Raw genomic sequence first — 20,121 nt, forward strand, 5'->3', positions numbered from 1 at the left:
TTGTAACCCCAAATAATAATCAATGTTACAGAACACATACTCCAACTAGGCGGAGCAGTATCATGGAAAACACCTCGGGCGTCACTAATAAACCAACCACAAAGACGCAAGATAAAGTACTCCTTAAAATTGATCGAATTAGTAAACTATTTGATGATGTCCGCGCAGTCGACAATGTGTCACTGACCATTAATCAAGGTGAAATTTTCGCATTATTAGGTGGCTCAGGCTCAGGAAAATCAACTCTATTACGTATATTGGCCGGGTTTGAAAAGCCGACTGAAGGTCGCATTTTTCTGGACGGTGTCGATATTACCGACATGCCTCCCTATGAACGCCCTATCAATATGATGTTCCAATCCTATGCATTATTTCCACATATGACGGTAGAACAAAATATTGCCTTTGGCTTAAAACAAGACAAAATGCCCAAAGCTGATATTGCTCAACGCGTTGAGGAAATGCTCAAGTTGGTGCACATGGAAACATATGCTAAGCGTAAACCACACCAATTATCGGGTGGTCAGCGTCAACGTGTCGCCTTGGCTCGTTCATTAGCTAAAAGACCTAAACTATTACTACTTGATGAGCCTATGGGCGCATTGGATAAAAAGCTGCGTACTCAAATGCAGTTAGAAGTGGTCGATATTCTTGAAGCCGTAGGCGTGACCTGTGTCATGGTAACTCACGATCAAGAAGAGGCCATGACGATGGCAGGGCGTATTTCTATTATGAATGAAGGCTGGATTGCACAAACTGGCAGCCCAACAGACATTTATGAGGCGCCGAATAGCCGTATGGTTGCTGAGTTTATTGGCACAGTAAATTTATTTAAAGGCGATATTATTGCCGATGAAGCCGATCACGCCATTATTAAATCACACACTTTAAAACAACCTTTTTATATTGGACACGGTATTTCTACCAGTTTAGATAATAAGACTGTGATGCTTGCTGTGCGCCCTGAAAAAACCATCATTACCCGTGAACAGCCTGAAGGTGAGTATAACTGGGCCAGAGGCGTAGTACATGATATTGCCTATTTAGGTGGCGTTTCAGTCTTTTATATTAAGCTAAGAAACAAGCAAATTGTTCAGTGCTCAATGATTAACCGTGAACGCCGATCGGATCACCCAACATGGGAAGAAGAAGTCTTTATCAGTTGGGAAGACACCAGCGGGGTTGTATTGCAATCATGATGAATCCATTTAAACGCCTAAAAGGCCGACATTTGACCATGGGTATACCTTACCTATGGTTATTGATGTTCTTTGCACTGCCTTTCGCCATTGTGTTGAAGCTGAGTTTTTCAACTGCTGCGATTGCTATTCCTCCCTACGAGGCAACCTTTAGTTTTATCGATGAAACATTATCTATCTTTTTGAATTTTGGTAACTATTTACTATTGCTACAGGATTCAATGTACTACGTTGCCTATTTAACCTCACTTAAAATGGCACTCATTGCCACCTTAGGTTGTTTGTTATTAGGCTTCCCTATGGCTTATGCCATTGCTAGAGCGCCAACACGATTTCAACCTGTGTTATTACTGTTAGTGATGCTGCCATCATGGACATCATTTTTGATCCGTATTTATGCCTGGATGGGTATTTTAAGTAACACTGGCTTAGTGAATAACTTCTTAATCTGGCTTGGGGTCATTTCTGAGCCTATTCAAATGCTCAATACTAACTTTGCCGTGTATATTGGTATTATTTATGGCTACCTGCCATTTATGATTTTGCCCTTATATGCCACTTTAGTGAAACTGGATATGAGCTTAATTGAAGCCGCATCTGATTTAGGTTCTAGTAGTCTCAATACCTTCTGGAAAATTACGCTGCCTTTATCAATGGGGGGAGTGGTAGCTGGCTCAATGCTAGTGTTCATTCCTGCTGTCGGTGAGTTTGTTATTCCTGAGCTACTCGGTGGCCCTGATTCATTGATGATTGGTAAAGTATTGTGGCAAGAGTTCTTTAATAACCGTGATTGGCCTGTGGCTTCATCTTTGGCTATTGTCATGTTAGCACTGTTAATTGTGCCAATTACCTTGTTCCATCGCTATCAGTCACGTGATATGGAGAACGATGCATGAAAAACTTAAGTTTCTCTAAAATCATGTTGTGGTTCGGTTTACTTTTTTTGTATGCCCCGATGCTTATTTTGGTTATTTATTCTTTTAATGAATCAAAACTGGTCACAGTCTGGAGTGGGTTTTCACCAAAATGGTACGGTGAACTGTTTCAAGATGAGCAGATTTTAAGTGCCGTGTGGGTGAGTTTACGTATCGCATTTTACAGTGCAACTATGGCGGTCATTATTGGCACTATGGCGGCGTTTGTCATGACACGTTTTCGTCTGCTCATGGGCTAAATTAACCTTATCTAACATGATCACCGCACCATTGGTTATGCCTGAAGTCATTACCGGTTTATCTTTACTGCTACTGTTTGTGCAAATGGCTGATACTTTTGGTTGGCCAACTGAACGCGGAATGCTAACAGTGTGGATTGCACACTCAACATTTTGTGCCGCTTACGTAGCCGTTGTGGTGTCGTCAAGATTGCGCGAGCTAGACAGATCAATTGAAGAAGCCGCGATGGATTTAGGGGCTACGCCACTAAAAACCTTCTTCTTGATTACGGTTCCTATGATATCGCCAGCGTTAATTGCTGGTTGGTTATTATCATTTAGTTTGTCATTAGATGACTTAGTGATAGCCAGCTTTGCTTCTGGTCCGGGTTCTACAACCTTGCCTATGGTGGTGTTTTCATCAGTGCGCTTAGGGGTGTCGCCTAAGATTAATGCGTTAGCGACCATCATTATTTTTGCTGTGTCTCTTGTTGCATTCTTGTCCTGGTACTTTACTCGACGGGCAGAAAAGAAAGCGCAAAAAGCGATGGAGTCATAGGGTATTACCTTGAAATAACAGAAGCGCGTCATGATGATATTTCGATTCATCAACGCGCTTTTTTATTATCTATAATAAGTCATCACTCGAGTCTTAATCTGGATTAAACGTCTTTAATTGGCTCTCGAGTAATTGATCTTTGATGGGCTTTTTTGTGGATCACTTGTCGGTTTAACTAGACCACCATGGCTGAGATACCAAAATGTAAATAACCCAAATTTAGATAACCCAAACTCTTCAAAATAAGCTGTATTCATACCTATTAGTCATGCTAATAATAGTGCAGGATTATGGTTTTAGAGTGTTTAATATTTTCAACAAACTGTAAATAATTATACCTTTTCGGCTAGTTTTTATGATGACCTAGGTGTAGGATGAGACAGTTATATTTTGCAATGTACATATAAAGGAAGTGCTATGTCTGCTACACCTCATACTAGTTCATATTACGCCGCATCGGCCAACGATAAAGTTGAACGCCCTCGTCTAGAATCTGTTATAGAAACAGATGTTTGTATTGTTGGCGCAGGTTATACAGGCTTATCAGCGGGGCTTCATCTTTTAGAAAGTGGCATGAGGGTAGTTATCCTTGAGGCCGCCAGAATTGGCTGGGGTGCATCTGGCCGAAACGGCGGTCAAATTGTTAACTCTTTTAGCCGTGACATAGACAGTATTGAAAAAGTAGTAGGCAAAGAGCAAGGCAAACTTTTTGGTGAAATGGCATTTGAAGGCGGGCGTATCATTCGTGAACGCATTGCCAAATATAATATTGATTGTGATTTAAAGAATGGTGGCGTTTTCGCGGCTATGAATAAAAAACAAATGGGCCATTTACGGTCACAAAAAGACTTGTGGGAAGCCCATGGACATAATCAACAACTTGAAATTTTAGATCATGATGCTATTCGTAAAGTGGTTGATTCGGACCTATACGTTGGCGGCTTATTAGATAAAAGTGGCGGCCATATTCACCCTTTGAATTTAGCATTAGGTGAAGCCCGTGCGGTTGAATCTTTAGGTGGATTAATTTTTGAAGACTCTGCTGTTATTAATATTGACGATGGTGCATCACCGGTTGTGCATACAGCGCAAGGTCAAGTTAAATGTAAGTTCGTAGTTGTTGCTGGTAATGCCTATTTAGGTAAGTTGCTGCCTGAATTACACGCTAAGTCTATGCCATGTGGTACTCAAGTAGTGACTACAGCGCCTTTATCTGATGAGATGGCTGCCAGTATTTTACCGCAGGATTATTGTGTCGAAGATTGTAACTATTTACTCGACTACTACCGTTTAACCGGAGATAAACGTCTAATATTCGGTGGTGGTGTGGTATATGGCGCGCGTGATCCCGCCAATATCAAAGCGCTTATAGAACCTAAGCTGCTGAAAACATTCCCACAACTTAAAGGGATTAAAATTGATTATGCTTGGACAGGTAATTTCTTAATGACCTTGTCGCGTTTGCCACAAGTTGGCCGTATTGGCCACAATATTTATTACTCTCAAGGTTGTAGCGGCCATGGTGTTACATACACACATCTTGCGGGAAAATTGATCGCAGAAATGCTAAATGGCCAAGCTACTCGCTTTGATGCATTTGCGGCATTACCTCATTATCCGTTCCCTGGTGGACACGCCTTAAGAGTGCCTTTTAGTGCTATTGGTGCGTGGTATTACACTATGCGCGATAAGTTTGGCGTATAAGTTTTGCTATTTAGATTAAGGAGAACATCATGGTATTGAATGACCCAAGTTTATTACAACAGCAATGCTATATCGATGGCCAATGGGTCAGTGCAAACTCTGGTGATACCATTGCGATAGCAAACCCGGCCAATCAAGACATTATCGGCCATGTACCTGTAATGGGCGCGGCCGAGACATCGGCTGCCATCGATGCGGCAAATAAAGCATTACCTGCCTGGCGTGCACTAACGGCTAAAGAGCGCAGCAGCAAATTGCGTCGTTGGTTTGAGTTATTAATTGAGAACGCTGATGATCTTGCGTTGCTGATGACAACCGAGCAGGGCAAGCCGTTAGCCGAAGCAAAAGGCGAAGTTACTTATGCAGCGTCATTTATTGAATGGTTTGCTGAAGAAGCTAAGCGCATTTATGGTGATACTATTCCTGGCCATCAAGCTGATAAAAGACTGACAGTTATCAAGCAACCTGTGGGTGTAACTGCGGCAATTACGCCTTGGAATTTCCCCGCTGCTATGATTACCCGAAAGGCAGCACCGGCATTAGCTGCTGGTTGTACTATGGTAGTTAAACCTGCGGAGCAAACTCCCTTTACGGCATTAGCATTAGCTGAACTAAGCCGCCGTGCCTGTATTCCTGCTGGGGTATTTAGTGTGGTGACAGGCAATGCTATTGAAATTGGCAATACCCTGTGTGAAAGCCCTATTGTGCGAAAATTATCATTTACAGGTTCAACTGGGGTTGGCATCAAGCTTATGGCGCAATGTGCGCCTACGCTTAAAAAGTTATCATTAGAATTAGGCGGTAATGCGCCATTTATTGTGTTTGATGATGCCGACATAGATGCCGCAGTCGAAGGTGCAATGATTGCTAAATATCGCAATGCTGGCCAAACCTGTGTGTGTGCTAACCGTATCTATGTGCAAGCGGGAGTGTATGACACTTTCATCCAAAAGTTTGCCGATGCTGTCGCCAAATTGAAAGTAGGTCATGGCACTGAACAAGGTGTCACCATTGGACCACTGATTAATGCCAATTCTGTAGCAAAAGTGCAAAGTCATTTAGATGATGCGTTAGCAAAAGGTGCCCGTGTGGTTACTGGTGGCAACCCCCACGCATTAGGCGGTTTCTTTTTTTGAGCCCACCATAGTGCGTGATGTCAATAAAACCATGTTAGTTGCCCGCGAAGAAACCTTTGGTCCTTTAGCGCCAATCTTCAAGTTTGATAGTGTAGACGATGTAATTAATCAGGCCAACGATACTGAGTTTGGTTTAGCAGCCTATTTTTATGGCCGTGATATTTCATTGGTTTATAAAGTGGCAGAAGCACTAGAGTACGGCATGGTTGGTGTTAATACTGGACTTATTTCGACAGAAGTTGCGCCATTTGGCGGAATAAAATCTTCAGGTTTAGGCCGTGAAGGGTCAAAATTTGGCATCGAGGAATACCTCGAAATGAAATATATCTGTATGTCTGTGTAAGGGTATAGGCAATGAATAAAACAAATGAACAATTAATGGCTCGCCGCCAGGCAGCTGTTGCGCAAGGCGTAAGTCAAATTCATCCGCTTTTCATAGAGCGCGCTGAAAATGCTACCGTTTGGGATGTTGAAGGGCGTGAATATATCGATTTTGCAGGCGGTATTGCGGTGCTTAACACTGGCCACTTACATCCAAAAGTAAAAGCTGCGGTTCAAGCGCAGTTAGATGATTTTTCCCATACTTGTTTTATGGTGCTAGCGTATGAAAGCTACGTAGAAGTGTGTGAGAAATTAAATCAGTTAGTACCAGGTGACTTTGCTAAAAAAACAGCGTTGTTTACTAGCGGCTCTGAAGCGGTCGAAAACGCGGTTAAAGTTGCCCGCGCTTACACAAAGCGTGCAGGCGTTATTGCTTTTACCTCAGGTTATCATGGCCGTACCATCGCGGCATTGGCATTGACCGGTAAAGTAGCCCCTTACAGCAAAGGCATGGGACTGATGTCTGCTAACGTGTTTAGGGCTGAGTTTCCGTGTGAGTTACATGGTGTGTCTGAAGATGCCGCAATGGCTTCAATTGAGCGTATTTTTAAAAATGATGCTGAGCCGAGTGACATTGCCGCCATTATTTTAGAGCCTGTACAAGGTGAGGGTGGCTTTTATGCCGCCACGCCAAGCTTTATGAAGCGTTTACGTGAATTGTGCGATACCCACGGCATAATGCTTATTGCTGATGAAGTGCAAACTGGTGCTGGTCGTACCGGAACCTTTTTTGCCATGGAGCAAATGGGCGTAGCCGCTGACATTACCACTTTTGCTAAATCGATAGCGGGTGGTTTCCCGCTATCAGGTATCACTGGCCGCGCTGAAGTGATGGACGCTATTACTGCCGGTGGCTTAGGCGGTACTTATGGTGGCAGTCCACTGGCTTGTGCAGCAGCTTTGGCGGTGATTGAAGTATTTGAGCAAGAAAAGCTACTTGAGCGAGCCAACACTTTAGGCAAACACATTAAAGCCTCAATAACCACTATGCAAAGTAAGTACAACCAAATTGCTGAAGTGCGTGGCTTAGGTGCGATGATTGCCATTGAATTGATGGAAAATGGTCAGCCCGCACCACAATACTGTCCCAAAGTGCTATTGGAAGCGCGTAACCGCGGATTAATTTTACTATCTTGCGGCACCTACGGAAATGTCCTGCGAGTATTAGTGCCTTTAACGGCGCCTGATGCACAAGTTGATGCGGGTTTAGCGATTATGGATGAAGTCTTTAACGTTGTTTTTAATGGCTAAATATAATTAACGTCCCAATAGTTTAAGTACAAAGTGAGCCCTATTGAGAAATAGGGCTTTTTATTAGCTTTTATCGGTATTTTTACTATTTTTTCGTCCTATTATTTGAATCTCGACTAAACTTAAAGTCGTATGTGAAATTTTTGACATACCTATAAAGACATAATAAGAAAGTGGAGTAACAATATGAAGGCATTGCCTGTCAAAACGAAATTACTTTGGATCACATCAGGGTTGTTTTTGCTTATCGTGCTGACATTATCACTAAGCTTATGGTGGGGATTAAGCGACAAAAATAAAATTTTAGCGCAAGAGATGGATACCACGTTACAACAAGAAATAAATCAAAAGCTATCCGCTAGGGCCGCTGAATATGGTCAACAAATTGCTGGGTTTATAAATGAGGCTTACCGTATCCCTTATTCTTTTTCTGGAATGGTTGAATATACGTCTGTTCAGGATCCCCTTGCCCGTTCAAAGTTGGCAGACTTGCTGATAGCTAATTTACGCAAAAATGCTCAAATATCATCTATGTATGCTCAATTTGAATCCAATGGTTATGATGGACGTGATAGTGAATATTTAAATGGCTTTAGTCATAGCGTTCCTGACAATGGTAGCTTAGAACTTTATTACACTCGCAATGATGATGGCACGGTTGAGCATCAGCAAGTTGAAGATGCTGCCGAAAAGTATGTCGCGACATTAAATGAATTTGGGATCAGGGAAGCAGAATGGTATCTGTGTGTTAAAGATACTAAAAAGCCTTGTTTGATGGAACCTTACCTGTATGAGATATCTCCAGGTAATAATGCGTTAATGACTTCACTTACCGTTCCTGTTGTAGTGAATAATCAATTTAAAGGTATGGTTGGAGTAGATGTTAATTTACCTATATTTCAAAAGCTTATTGATAAATTATCTCAAAGCCTTTATCAAGGTACTGCAAAAGTCACCTTATTAAGTGAGCGAGGACTTGTGGTTGCAGCAAGTCATTATAATAAAATGGCTCGGCCTTTTGCTGAATCAGTCTCTCCTCAAAAAGCGTCTGAATTAATGGAACTGCATAAAAATAATAAAATTTATAGTGATGATGACATCATAGCAGTGGCATTCCCCATTTTAATTCCACTCGCCAATGCCACCTGGTCATTGGTTATTGAAGTGCCAAAAGAACAAGCCTTTGCTGCTATCACTAAAATGGATACAGCCATGGATGACATGGCGACTTCATTAGGCAGTTTATTGTTAGTTTTAGGCGTAATTGTGTCAGTAGTCGCAATCGGTGTGATTAGTATTGTTATCCGCAGCATTATTTCACCACTGAATATGATCCAGCAAAGGGTAGAGAATTTAGGCAGTGCAGAAGGAGATTTAACTCAATCTATTCATGTAGATTCCCATGCTGAGCTGATTGCACTAGCCAAAGGTTTTAACTTATTTATTACCAAATTGAGGGATTTGATTATTGGTCTTAAAGGTTTGGCCGATCGTTCGCAATCAGAAAGTCAAAAATCAGCCAAGATTGCTCAGTTAACCCGTGAGAGTGTAAATCGCCAATATGCGGAAATTGACAGTGTTGTAACGGCAGTAAACCAGATGAGTGCCGCAGCATTAGAAGTGGCCAAAGCCTCTGAACAAACTGCGCATGAAACAGAATCGATGACCAAAAATGTCAAAGAAGGCGAGAAGCGTTTAACTCAAGCCATGGGTTATGTAAATGACATGTCTATAGAATCTGCTCAAGCACAAAAGGCCGTAGAGTTAGTTTCTCAAAGCAGTGGCAACATTAGCGGGATTTTAGAGGTGATTAGCTCTATTGCAGATCAAACCAATTTACTGGCGTTAAATGCGGCTATTGAGGCAGCAAGGGCGGGTGAGCAAGGGCGAGGTTTTGCCGTTGTAGCCGATGAGGTCAGAGCATTAGCATCTAAAACTCAAAACTCAACTAATCAAATCACTAAATTGATTGATGCACTTCAATCAGAAGTGGTCAACGCTTCAAAAATTATCGATAAGGGGGCTAAAGGCGCTCAGTTAGCCGTTGAGCAAACTGAAATGGCATTATCATCGCTTAATGCCATAGTGGTTCAAATTAATGAGGTGTCTTCACAGGTGACTCATATTGCCACTGCAGCAGAAGAGCAAAGTATGGTCACAGAAGAAGTGAGCCGCAATATTACAGGTATATCTGATTCAGCTGCAGAATTATCACAGCTAGCAGATGAGGCGCAGCAAAGCAGTCATTCGCTTGCTGAGTTAGTTCAAAAGCAGCATAGTGAGTTAGGTAAGTTAAGAACCTAATATTCTAGGCTATTGCAGTTAAAAGGTGGCCCAATGGCCACCTTTTGTTTATGCTGCGTTGTTATTTTTTTATGGTTATCTAATGATAGAATTTATCGCTCCACCTTGCCTTGGTCATATTGATATATTGTTTCAAGATGAGCACTTATTGATCATTAATAAACCCTCTGGCCTATTAAGTTTATCAGGTAAAAATCCGCTTAATATCGACTCGGTTCACTATCGTTTAGTGAAAGACTATCCAGGTTGTACTTTGGTGCATCGTTTGGATTTTGGTACCTCAGGTGTCATGCTGGTGGCATTAAATAAGCAGATAAATGGACTGTTAACTCAGCAATTTCAAAACGGTTTAGTCGAGAAAACCTATACAGCGATATTATTGGGTGAGATGCCAAGTCATCAAGGGGAAATTAAACTACCGATCGCCAAAGATGATTTTCCATTAATGAAAATTTGCAGTGCGAAGGGTAAAGCGGCCCATAGTCGCTATCAAGTTATTGACTCTGAGCACATAACTGGTGGTCTGCAAGTGACAAAAGTGACTTTTACACCAATAACAGGTCGAACCCATCAACTGCGCATACACAGTCAGCAAATAGGGCATCCAATTATTGGCTGCGATCTCTACCCTATTGGTCAATCACAATCTTTGGCTAGTAGGCTAATGTTACATGCTACCTCGCTTTCTTTCATCCATCCTGTCAGTGGCGAGCGAATGAATACTCAATGTATTAGTCCTTTTTAATTCTTGTTTGTCTTTAAATAGTTATTCAAGCAGAAATAAAACTGATGCATAATAAACTCTCAAATTAAAAGTGTTGGATTCTTAGCTAGATAGGGAAAGTATATGATTGGTTCACCACTGGATTATTTAGCGTTATTCACTTTTTTAGTTAGCTGGATTGGCTATACCCGCTTTTCAAAACATAAAGCTAAAACCGCCAATTGTATCGCCAGAGTGATGCATCAACAGCGTATTCATTGGATGACGCAAGTCATTGCAAAGGAGATTCGGGTGGGGGAAGCATCGTTATTAGCTAACCTGGAGCGCAACATAGCCTTTTTTGCTTCGACGACATTGCTTATTCTTGCCGGTGTATTAACGCTATTTTCGCAAGTTGAAAAGCTTGAAATGGTAATTGGTTCTATTCCTTTTTCTGTTTCGCCTAATCATGCATTGGTGCAAGTTAAGCTGGCCTTACTTGCGGGTATTTTCGTGTTGGCATTTTTCCAGTTTACCTGGTCGATGCGCCAGTATGGTTTTGTTAATGTAATGATTGGCGCAGCACCATTGGATAAAACGGGGACTGATATCAATATGCTCGGTTATGCAAGGCAAATGGCGGTGGTACAAGATCAAGCGGCCCATTCTTACAACTACGGCCTACGGTCTTACTATTTTGCTATGGCGGCTTTGTGTTGGTTCCTGCACCCGTTAGCGTTTATTTTTGCTAATTTATTTGTGGTTTATACCCTTTATCAACGTGAGTTTAATTCCCGCGCGGTTCAAGCTATTACCCTTGCTCAAGCACATTTAGAAAAAGACCCTGCATATAGAATGAATGAATAAAGCTAAGTGATAACCCTTTTAACACACAAAAGCCCATTTCAAATGGGCTTTTTATATTCTATTGATGGTAATTAAACAGGTATTGAATTGAGTTTAAGATTAAATCTTCCAAGCATTATCAGGTTTCCATTCATTTATCCATGCAGGAATATCTTCAGCAGGCATAGGCCGTGCAATACCATAACCTTGGGCTAAATCACAACCTAGCTTCAACAGGGCAGTGCCATGTTCTATCGACTCAACTCCTTCTGCAATGACTTCACGTTTGAACGATTTAGCTAAGGTTATCACCCCTTCCACAATAGCCAAATCATCCGCATCATGTAACATGTCCCGTATAAAGCTTTGGTCTATTTTAATTAACTTAGCGGGTAATCGTCTAAGATAAGTGAGGGATGAATAGCCTGTTCCAAAATCATCTAGGGCAAAATTTACCCCTAGTGCTATACATGCTTGCATGGTTGAGGATACATGATTAACATCATCTAGGGCGCTCGTTTCCAGCACTTCTAGCTCTAAATAACGGGGCTCAACATTCGGGTGGCCAGCTAACAGCGCAGCGAGTCTCTGGGTGAAGTCTTTTTGCTGTAATTGAACCGCTGCAATGTTTACGCTGGTGCTAACAGTGAGATTAAGGTTCATTTTTTGCCATTGGCCTATTTGTGTTAATGCACTATCTATAACCCATTCGCCCATTTCGATACTCATAGGATTATTTTCTATGGCGGGTAAGAACTCAATTGGGCTTAATAATCCTCGTTCAGGATGACGCCAGCGAATAAGTGCCTCAACGCCAATCACAGTACCAGTTTTCATATTCACTTTAGGCTGATAATAAAGTATAAATTGATGATTATCTAAGGCGTAACGAATAGCATCAAGGTTTATTTTTTGCAATTTAATCGCATCATCTTGGGCTGTATCAAAGAAATGGTAGCGATTACGCCCTGACTCTTTAGCCGCGTACATGGCATGATCAGCATGACGCATTAGTAAATCAGCATCAGTATTATCTTGTGGGTATAGGGTGACGCCGATACTGGCTGAGACATTGAAAATAATATCACCAATAGTGGCAGGCTCAGAGGCCGCTAATAACAGTCGATCTAATACTGGCTTGCAGTCTTCAACTATCGCTAAATCTGTTAATACAGCTACAAATTCATCCCCACCAATGCGGGCTAAGCTATCACTTTCGCGTAATGCATCTTTCATCCGCAAAGATAGTGCAATGAGTAACTCATCACCTACATCATGCCCATAGGCATCATTGACAGCTTTAAAACCATCTAAATCAAGAAATACTACCGCAAGTGACTTCCCATCACGCTTACAATGCAACATGGCTTGACCTAAACGATCTGCCAGTAATACCCGATTAGGTAAGTCAGTTAGTAAATCATAGTGGGCAATATGTTCCAATTGGTCTTGATATTTTTTCATTGGGGTAATGTCGTTACCTAAGGCAACATAATGGGTCGTATTATTGTCTTTATCACGCACGGCACTAATCGTTTTATTCTCAATATAGATGTCACCATTTTTACGTTTGTTCCAAAGTTCACCTGACCAGTAACCTTCATTTAATATTGCTTTCCACATATCAGCATAAAAACTGGCAGATTGTCGACCAGAGTGGAGAATGCGAGGGTTTTGACCTATTGCTTCTTCACGGCTATAGCCCGTCATCCGTGTAAAAGCCTTATTGACGTCAAGAATAAGTCCATCGGTATCTGTGATGGAGATTGACTCTTTGGCGTATGTAAACACGCTGGCTGCTAGTTGAAGCTTTTCCTGTGAGATGCGCCTAGCTGTAATATCTTCATAGATACCTACCATGCCGATAACAGCATTATTTTTATCGTGAATGGGTGCTTTGGACTTGTTTATCCAAAAAAACTCCCCGGTAGGACTGATATAACTTTCTTCGTAGCTCAATTTTGGCACGCCAGAGCTTATGACCTGTTGATCATTTAATTGGTATATGGCCGCTTGTTCGCCCCAGGCCAGTTCACTGTCAAATTTATCTATTATTTCATCAGCGCTTTTCACTCCAGCATTTATCGCAAATTGCGTGTTACAGCCTAAATAACGTGATTGAGAGTCTTTCCAACAGATACTCATTGGAATGGCTTCAATTATGGTACTGAGTAAATTACGCGATTTAGACAGCTCTTCGTAAGGCTTTACTATGTTACTGATGAAGAAGCTTTTATAAACCATGCCATAGGCAAGAACTTTATAGATATGCCCTAACAAAGCATTGCTGTCGTTCACTTCGGCATATAGCGTAAAGTAAATTTGGCTCATTGACATTAAGCAGACGGCTATAAATAAATTTACTACATCATAGGACTGTTGCTTACGCATTGAATAAAAAAGTTTAATTGAAACAAGTAAGTAAACAGCGGCTGAAAAATATTCGCTAATAATTTTAAATGAGGTTAACCCTTGACCTTCAACAAAGGTACTTGGGAGCAATGAAGGATAAATTAGGCCAATGGTGATGAGTATGCTGAGCAATAGCAAAACAATAGTCAATATTATCCAGTGCATGAGTCGTGTGGCAAGGGTACGCCAAGACAACACGGAAACTACAATTAAACTCAAGGCCGATAGGTAGCGGGCCATTAACCAAAAGTTTATCGTTTTCTCTGGACTACTTGGGGTAATGAGGTCTGGCATTCCAGGAAAAGAGAGTACATGTAATAAATCCAGAACTGCAACACCGAGGAAGGAGCAAGCCAGAATAAGATGATTTCGACTGTTTTTTTTGTTAGGTATATTGGCCCAAAAAATACCAAAAATCATTGCAGAGACGATGATCGACAATAATTCCAAAAAAGTGTGTAGTGGTATGTAATTGGCAATAGTTGCCAATAATGGAGTAGGGGCTAATAACCAATTGATGGCCAGAATAATGGTAAAGCAAAGCACTACCCACAAGGCAGACTTTATTGGTCGTTGATAATTCGTATGTATTTTCATCATGCAACCAGTATAGGATCTAGTTTCAATAATTAACAATTAAATAATAGTATTTATTTATCGTTAAATCATACTCTTAATCGCTAATTAAGGTCCAACAGGATCGGTTTGTGCCTTTTAAATTGGCAATAACCTTTTCGAGCTATACACCCACACAATAGTAAAGCAACAAGCCGGTTCTCAGGCTAAATGGTCAAACTTGATCGATTATTGCTGAACACTATAGTGATACTTAAGGAGGGATCTATTGACCTGGTTATTGTTTCATCTAATGAGGTGGACATATTGAGACATTGGATTTAACAGGTATTAAAGTAACTTTGAGTTGCCTTTGATGCTTGGTATCGGTTGCAAGATCTAGGTGAGTGCCGATCAAATTATCATCAAGAGATCGATCAGATAGGAATAATTATTTTGCTGTTTTTGTCACGTTTCTGTGTGTCTTTCAATCTAGGCTAGTTTCGACGACAAGGACATCATATTACATTCTGATTGTCTCTGATAAGGCCTTTAGCTGAAAATTATAGACACCAGGCTAACATTAGTTTGAGTCTGTCTGGCTCTAGCTCATGCTTGATAATTAACTAGCTGGTTTTATATGATTTCATAGATGGGTATGAGTAGTAATGTTCTGTCAATAATTCATATGGCAATTTTGTGGGTTAATTCTTGCTGAGACTTTTCTGAGATTAATCAGCTAGAAGTATTACCGGAAATGGACTGGCCCTTAAACGAAAAAGACCCATGAATTTCTTCATGGGTCTTATCTGAATTGGTGGCCCCTCCCAGACTCGAACTGGGGACCTGACGATTATGAGTCGTAGTTCGGTCCAAAACGAATGAAATTAAATGAGATGTTTTATAATAGAAAGCTGCCGTTTTTAAAGGGTTTTGTCATTTTTCGTTTATCTTGTATTATCTAGTTAAATCTCATTAACTAACACGCTTACAGCACCCATTACAGCACCCAAGGTGTTTTGTGAGGCTGTTAAGGACTAGACATGACCGCCAAGCCTCAAGCATTAACAGACAAAGACATCTTAGGTGCCAAACCTAAAGATATTAAATATGAGTTGGTGGATTCTACGAGGCAAAGAGGTGCGGGCAGGCTTGTGGTGAGGGTAACGCCACAAGGTAAAAAAGAGTTTTGTTTTAAATATACTCTTGATGGCGCTAGGCGCTATATATCGTTAGGCGTTTACCCCAATTTAAGCCTCACAGATGCTCGTGAAAAAATCAGGCCACTTTCAAGTTTATTTTCTCAAGGATTAGATCCAAAAGCTGAAGTAGAAAGAGAAAAGCAAAAGCAAAAAGCAGCAGAACAAGTTGAAGCAATGAAAGGTAGTATTCAGCAGCTATTTTTAGCCTATACACAGCAAATGAGCGAAGATGGTAAACGAACCTATGCGGCGGTATTAAAGGCACTAGAGAAAGAAGTTTACCCATATATCCCACCAGCAACAAAAGCTAAAGACGTTCAACCCACCGATATAGTCCCAATATTGTCAGCAATGATTCAACGCGGTGCTAGCGTTCAATCTAACCGTGTAAGAAGCTATATTGTCGCAGCCTATAACTATGGCTTAAAGCATGACTTAAACCCCGCACAAGCGCATACAGGCGTTAAATTTGGCTTGTTGAGTAATCCAGCTCAAGTAATAGCTAAACAGTCTCACGCTGAAAAGGTTGGCGAGAACTGGTTAACTTTAGATGAAGTACAAACGCTTTTAAGCAACTTTACTAAGGTGAATAGAATTGGGCCTATGGTGTCAGCACTTATGGCGCTGTGCTTCTATACAGGGGGGCAGAGACCTTATGAGCTGGTAGCAAGTCGCTGGGAGTCGGTTAACTGGAAAGAAAAGAGCTTACTCATTACCGCAGATGTGAGTAAAAACAAAAGGCCCCACTTGATCCCGCTAACAGATAGTGCGATTAAATTACTTAGACGGTTACAGGATGAATCTCATGGCGGCCCCTTTATTTTCCCACGCAGCAATGACCATCAACAGCACTTGAGAACTGATAGCTTTTCAAAAGCGATTAGCCGCTACCGTGAAGCATACCCAGAGAGTAAAGCTTTTGTGGCCCGCGATATTCGGCGCACCTGTAAAACATTGATGGGGGAGTTAGGAGTTAGTAAGGAAATACGTGACAGGCTTCAGAATCATGCTTTGAATGATGTGAGCGCTAAACATTATGACCGCTATAGCTATCTTCCTGAAAAACGAGAGGCGCTTAGAAAGTGGGAGGTAAGATTATCAGGTGTTGAAGCCAAAGTAATTGAAGCTAATTTTGGAGTGATAAAACATGGATGACAAATTTATTGGAGAGCCTGTAACTAAAGTAAGCCAAGTAACCTTGGATAAATGGAGAAAGTATAACAAGCAAAAATTTATTACACATTTGGCAATTTTGTTAGAACATAGCGAGCAGTTACCTACTAAGTATCTGGATGAAATACCCAAAGCACTTCGTGATATCGCTAAAGATAAAGAACCCGATAACTGGTTAATATTAAATAATATTGATGTTGACCGAGGTCAGTCTAAGCCAGTTAAGATACCTGAAGGAGCTGTGAGAATTCACTTTGTCAGTTGGTGGGGAAGTGGTGTTGAATTTCATTTTGAACATAACGGGCACGAGTGCTATATACAGACCAAGGTTAATAATAACCAGTTTTTGTTACCGCCAAAGCCTGATGTAAATGGATGGAGGCTGCGACATTTTGATAAGGTCATGAGTCTGGATGCTGAGTCTTTTGGAAATGAGATTTTTAAGTTGTGCCTTTTTTTAGTGAAAACTGGACAGCATCAAAAATTAGTTTACGAACTCATTAAAGACCCGAAGCTTAGAGCGAGTATTGAATATCAGGACAAGCTAAAAAGTGCGATCACATACGTGTATACATCTTCATTCCTAGAAAGATTGCGCCGTAAGCAAATGAGGGCGGATGAGGCGTGTCTATTTAAGCTTGGAATTCCAACTGGACAGATCCATAAAGCATTATCAGAACGGTACCAAACATCAGTTGGTTCAATCAAAAAAACTCTCGCTATTTCAAAGTTAAATGATGGATGGGATACCCAAAAAAGCCATATATGATGGTTTTGGGTAACCTCAATATTATACTTTTTTATATGGGTTTATTGTGTCTCTTGTCATACAACAAGAGGAAATGACATGATATCTAAATCCCTTATTAGCTCAGATACTTTCGCAAAAAAATATTACGGTTATAGCCATTTAGAAAAACGTTTTAATAGAGATAAGCGTACTATTTGGCGCTGGTGGGCCAAGGATAAAACCTTAGCGTCACCAAAGCGGGCTGGCAAAGTTCTTTTAGGCTGGACAGAAGAGCAGCTTATCAAGTTTGAAAACGGGGAGGCTTAAGCTATGACAAAGCAAAACACCCCCAATGAAGCACCAACAGCACAATTAAATAAAACCATACTAACGCGTGATTTAGCTATTAGGGCTGAATTACTACTACGAAACCCCGCCCCTTTTGGCGTATCAAGTAATGATTGGCATGATAAATATCATGCGCCGTCAGCGCGAAATACACCGAGCGATTTATCTCGAAAATTTCAAATTAACGTAATCAAACTACCGCCTAGAATAACGCTAAGCGGCAAGCGATATTGGCCGCATGCGCTACATGATAATAAGTCTGCTAGACAGCTGGCTGAGCTAATAGAGCGTAGTCGGATATGCTATGAATTAGACCCTATCCCAGACGTTGAAAACCTACTCAAGGCATTTAAATAGTGATAGTTGCTGGTGGCCAATAAACACATGGCTACCAGCCTAAAAACTGCTTTTAAGTATGTTAGGTTTTTTACCCCTTGTTATCGATATTGGAAAAATAAACACCAATAGAGACAACGAGCGCAGCGAATCGGAGGTTAGGTTTTTGACCCGTTTAAATAATATCTATAAAGGATCTACTACCAGCACTAGATCTAGTATGAAAGAATACTGCCTTTTATTTGGCCAAGAATTTAAAGTACCTAACGCAAAATTAGGATGGTTGCCTAAAATTCTATATCGGTGCGCAGATCAATTGGCGGCAATGTTAACTTATAGCTCTTGTGTGATGGTTATTCGGTTTGATTTAAGGATGAATGGTTACAGTGAAAACAATAAAGCGATGACGACTTTTTGGCGGAGATTTGGTAAGAAGCTTAAACGAAAATATGCGGCGCTAAAGATTGGGCATCTTTGGGTTAGAGAGCAGAGCAAAGCTAAGCAACAGCATTATCACGTTATCGTTATCGTGGACAAAAACATAATCCATTACAGTGGAACAGTCACTGATGCCGTCATTGAAGTATGGAATGGTATGACTGGCGGACAAGCGCATATTCCAAAGAATTGTTATTACGTCATAAAGCCGAATAACTGGCCTCTTTTTGAGAAAGTTTTTAAAAGAGTTTCATACTTGGCTAAGGTCAATACTAAAGGCTACAGACCTGCGCAAACAAAGGATTTTGGTTCTAGTCGATTAAAAAAACGACTTATCAAAACCTAACATTCAAATGATTTTTTTGAGTCCATAAAAAGAAGGTATTTAACGGTATTTTCGGACACATTAAGCTCATTTTAAAACACAGGCTTAAGTGAAAATGTTAAGTTTTGTTATGGTGCTTTAGCATTTTCCACAGTATTTAGTCTTAAAACGGCAAAACCATAATTTAGGGGAGGAAGCCCAATTTTGAATTGTCGCTAGTTTCAGTAATGGTTATGATGCTGGGTCGGGGTTTAGGTGGTTGATAATTCATCTAAAGCTTAATTAACTTATTTCAAGGAAGAACAATGGCGGTTGTAAAGTGTAAAGAATGTGGTGAGCAAGTCAGTACAAAGGCTAAGGCTTGCCCAAGTTGCGGTACTGCTCCACAGAAAAAAACTTCGTTGATTACATGGATGGCGTTAATGTTTATTTTGCTTGTGGTTTATTTATTGGCAAATGCTCCAGTAACTAAAAAAGAGCTAACGCCTGCTATTAATGCTAAGGCAAAGAGCGCGGTTGTTTTACCTAGCAAGCCAAAAGAGTTACCTGTAAAGGCTATTCCATCAAAGCCAGCATGGAGGACATCTTCTTCGAAAGATGAGATGACAGGAGCGTTTTCTGCTTATGCGGCATCCCCTACAAGCTATCCCGCTCAAGAAATGGACTTTCCATATCGTGATGTAAGTAGTTGGCTTGCGATTGGGTGTGATAAAAACAGTGAATGGATTTACTTCGGCTTTAATAATTCCCCCAACCTCACTGATACCGAAACACTCGAAGGTTATAATTTGATTAACACTAGAATTAGGTGGGATGACGTAGTCGAGAATGTTCAATTAACTCAAGATTGGTCATCAAAATTTATTCACTTTAGAAATAGAAAGGAATCAATCAGCAAGGTAGAGCGTTCAAATACAGCAAAACTTGAACTTCATTGGTACGGTCAGTCTTCAACTTATTTTGAGTACACTCTCAATGGGTCATCAAAAGCACTGGCTGAAATACGTTCGCAATGTGCTAAAAATAAATAACCCTCATATTTATTTTTAACAATATAGATGGATAGACTACTCGCTTATTGACCCTGACCTTCAAAAGTCAGGGTTTTTTTATTTCCATTGTATTCAACAACGGAAGCTAATGTGTCCTAAGGTTTGAATGAGGGAAAAAGGAATCACAGTCGCTTTGACAAATGACTTACAGCACCCATTACAGCACCTGTAATCATCAGAAATGAAAAAGGCGTAGTAGGTATTAACCTGCTACGCCTTATCAGAATTGGTGGCCCCTCCCAGACTTGAACTGGGGACCTGACGATTATGAGTCGTATGCTCTAACCAACTGAGCTAAGGGGCCGACTTAAGAT

At 40.8% G+C, this 20,121-nt stretch carries 14 protein-coding genes, 1 tRNA gene and 2 pseudogenes; 15 read left to right on the forward strand and 2 right to left on the reverse strand.

The annotated features are described in order from the left end of the window. Positions 1–62 precede the first annotated feature (62 nt). From potA to ACRWQN_RS06560, 9 genes and pseudogenes are all read left to right on the forward strand, one after another. Complete coding sequence (potA, locus tag ACRWQN_RS06520; RefSeq protein WP_434928521.1) at positions 63–1,199, forward strand: polyamine ABC transporter ATP-binding protein; 1,137 nt, start codon at positions 63–65, stop codon at positions 1,197–1,199. After that, positions 1,199–2,095 (forward strand): ABC transporter permease subunit, encoded by an 897-nt coding sequence (locus tag ACRWQN_RS06525; RefSeq protein WP_404830062.1) that lies wholly within the window; start codon positions 1,199–1,201, stop codon positions 2,093–2,095. Before potA ends, ACRWQN_RS06525 begins: the two co-directional genes overlap by 1 nt. Further along, positions 2,092–2,911 (forward strand): annotated as a pseudogene (locus ACRWQN_RS06530) (ABC transporter permease subunit). The gene ACRWQN_RS06525 and the pseudogene ACRWQN_RS06530 overlap by 4 nt, the downstream one beginning before the upstream one ends. Before the next feature lie 417 nt (positions 2,912–3,328). Continuing rightward, on the forward strand, positions 3,329–4,615 hold the full coding sequence (locus ACRWQN_RS06535; RefSeq protein WP_434928524.1) for an NAD(P)/FAD-dependent oxidoreductase: 1,287 nt from the start codon (positions 3,329–3,331) through the stop codon (positions 4,613–4,615). A gap of 29 nt (positions 4,616–4,644) precedes the next feature. Further along, positions 4,645–6,094 (forward strand): annotated as a pseudogene (gabD, locus tag ACRWQN_RS06540) (NADP-dependent succinate-semialdehyde dehydrogenase). Between the two features lie 11 nt (positions 6,095–6,105). Continuing rightward, complete coding sequence (gene gabT / locus ACRWQN_RS06545; RefSeq protein ID WP_434930304.1) at positions 6,106–7,383, forward strand: 4-aminobutyrate--2-oxoglutarate transaminase; 1,278 nt, start codon at positions 6,106–6,108, stop codon at positions 7,381–7,383. A gap of 186 nt (positions 7,384–7,569) precedes the next feature. After that, on the forward strand, positions 7,570–9,687 hold the full coding sequence (locus ACRWQN_RS06550; protein WP_434940247.1) for a methyl-accepting chemotaxis protein: 2,118 nt from the start codon (positions 7,570–7,572) through the stop codon (positions 9,685–9,687). A gap of 82 nt (positions 9,688–9,769) precedes the next feature. After that, on the forward strand, positions 9,770–10,432 hold the full coding sequence (locus tag ACRWQN_RS06555) for an RluA family pseudouridine synthase (RefSeq protein ID WP_434940248.1): 663 nt from the start codon (positions 9,770–9,772) through the stop codon (positions 10,430–10,432). Between the two features lie 102 nt (positions 10,433–10,534). Further along, positions 10,535–11,257: a DUF599 domain-containing protein gene (locus ACRWQN_RS06560; RefSeq protein ID WP_434940249.1), complete on the forward strand. Its 723-nt coding sequence runs from the start codon at positions 10,535–10,537 to the stop codon at positions 11,255–11,257. Between the two features lie 99 nt (positions 11,258–11,356). Here the strand turns inward: ACRWQN_RS06560 and ACRWQN_RS06565 are convergent, their stop codons facing one another. Continuing rightward, positions 11,357–14,245: a bifunctional diguanylate cyclase/phosphodiesterase gene (locus tag ACRWQN_RS06565; RefSeq protein WP_434940250.1), complete on the reverse strand. Its 2,889-nt coding sequence runs from the start codon at positions 14,243–14,245 to the stop codon at positions 11,357–11,359. A gap of 1,001 nt (positions 14,246–15,246) precedes the next feature. Here ACRWQN_RS06565 and ACRWQN_RS06570 point away from each other — a divergent pair. The 6 genes from ACRWQN_RS06570 (at position 15,247) to ACRWQN_RS06595 (ending at position 19,786) form a co-directional block, all read left to right on the forward strand. Then, positions 15,247–16,560 carry a tyrosine-type recombinase/integrase gene (locus ACRWQN_RS06570; RefSeq protein WP_434940251.1) on the forward strand — a complete coding sequence of 438 codons (1,314 nt, stop codon included), beginning with the start codon at positions 15,247–15,249 and terminating at the stop codon, positions 16,558–16,560. Further along, positions 16,553–17,347: a hypothetical protein gene (locus ACRWQN_RS06575; protein ID WP_434940252.1), complete on the forward strand. Its 795-nt coding sequence runs from the start codon at positions 16,553–16,555 to the stop codon at positions 17,345–17,347. The genes ACRWQN_RS06570 and ACRWQN_RS06575 overlap by 8 nt, the downstream gene beginning before the upstream one ends. 78 nt (positions 17,348–17,425) lie before the next feature. After that, on the forward strand, positions 17,426–17,635 hold the full coding sequence (locus ACRWQN_RS06580; RefSeq protein ID WP_434940253.1) for a hypothetical protein: 210 nt from the start codon (positions 17,426–17,428) through the stop codon (positions 17,633–17,635). Positions 17,636–17,638: 3 nt separating this feature from the next. Next, positions 17,639–18,013 carry a hypothetical protein gene (locus ACRWQN_RS06585; protein WP_434940254.1) on the forward strand — a complete coding sequence of 125 codons (375 nt, stop codon included), beginning with the start codon at positions 17,639–17,641 and terminating at the stop codon, positions 18,011–18,013. A gap of 199 nt (positions 18,014–18,212) precedes the next feature. Continuing rightward, complete coding sequence (locus ACRWQN_RS06590) at positions 18,213–18,776, forward strand: YagK/YfjJ domain-containing protein (RefSeq protein WP_434940255.1); 564 nt, start codon at positions 18,213–18,215, stop codon at positions 18,774–18,776. A 284-nt stretch (positions 18,777–19,060) separates the two neighbouring features. After that, positions 19,061–19,786 (forward strand): zinc ribbon domain-containing protein, encoded by a 726-nt coding sequence (locus ACRWQN_RS06595; protein WP_434940256.1) that lies wholly within the window; start codon positions 19,061–19,063, stop codon positions 19,784–19,786. Positions 19,787–20,034: 248 nt separating this feature from the next. Here ACRWQN_RS06595 and ACRWQN_RS06600 read toward each other — a convergent pair. Then, positions 20,035–20,111 (reverse strand) — tRNA-Ile (locus tag ACRWQN_RS06600). Between the last annotated feature and the right edge of the window lie 10 nt (positions 20,112–20,121).

It is taken from the genome of Shewanella sp. HL-SH8 (genome assembly GCF_051165765.1).
GTDB lineage: Bacteria > Pseudomonadota > Gammaproteobacteria > Enterobacterales > Shewanellaceae > Shewanella > Shewanella glacialimarina.

Coding starts and splice junctions, on each gene's coding strand:
- ACRWQN_RS06595 (WP_434940256.1), top strand. CDS start 19,061: ATGGCGGTTGTAAAGTGTAAAGAATGTGGTGAGCAAGTCAGTACAAAG.
- gabT (WP_434930304.1), top strand. CDS start 6,106: ATGAATAAAACAAATGAACAATTAATGGCTCGCCGCCAGGCAGCTGTT.
- ACRWQN_RS06565 (WP_434940250.1), bottom strand. CDS start 14,245: ATGAAAATACATACGAATTATCAACGACCAATAAAGTCTGCCTTGTGG.
- ACRWQN_RS06535 (WP_434928524.1), top strand. CDS start 3,329: ATGTCTGCTACACCTCATACTAGTTCATATTACGCCGCATCGGCCAAC.
- potA (WP_434928521.1), top strand. CDS start 63: ATGGAAAACACCTCGGGCGTCACTAATAAACCAACCACAAAGACGCAA.
- ACRWQN_RS06580 (WP_434940253.1), top strand. CDS start 17,426: ATGATATCTAAATCCCTTATTAGCTCAGATACTTTCGCAAAAAAATAT.
- ACRWQN_RS06590 (WP_434940255.1), top strand. CDS start 18,213: ATGAAAGAATACTGCCTTTTATTTGGCCAAGAATTTAAAGTACCTAAC.
- ACRWQN_RS06575 (WP_434940252.1), top strand. CDS start 16,553: ATGGATGACAAATTTATTGGAGAGCCTGTAACTAAAGTAAGCCAAGTA.
- ACRWQN_RS06585 (WP_434940254.1), top strand. CDS start 17,639: ATGACAAAGCAAAACACCCCCAATGAAGCACCAACAGCACAATTAAAT.
- ACRWQN_RS06555 (WP_434940248.1), top strand. CDS start 9,770: ATGATAGAATTTATCGCTCCACCTTGCCTTGGTCATATTGATATATTG.
- ACRWQN_RS06570 (WP_434940251.1), top strand. CDS start 15,247: ATGACCGCCAAGCCTCAAGCATTAACAGACAAAGACATCTTAGGTGCC.
- ACRWQN_RS06560 (WP_434940249.1), top strand. CDS start 10,535: ATGATTGGTTCACCACTGGATTATTTAGCGTTATTCACTTTTTTAGTT.
- ACRWQN_RS06525 (WP_404830062.1), top strand. CDS start 1,199: ATGAATCCATTTAAACGCCTAAAAGGCCGACATTTGACCATGGGTATA.
- ACRWQN_RS06550 (WP_434940247.1), top strand. CDS start 7,570: ATGAAGGCATTGCCTGTCAAAACGAAATTACTTTGGATCACATCAGGG.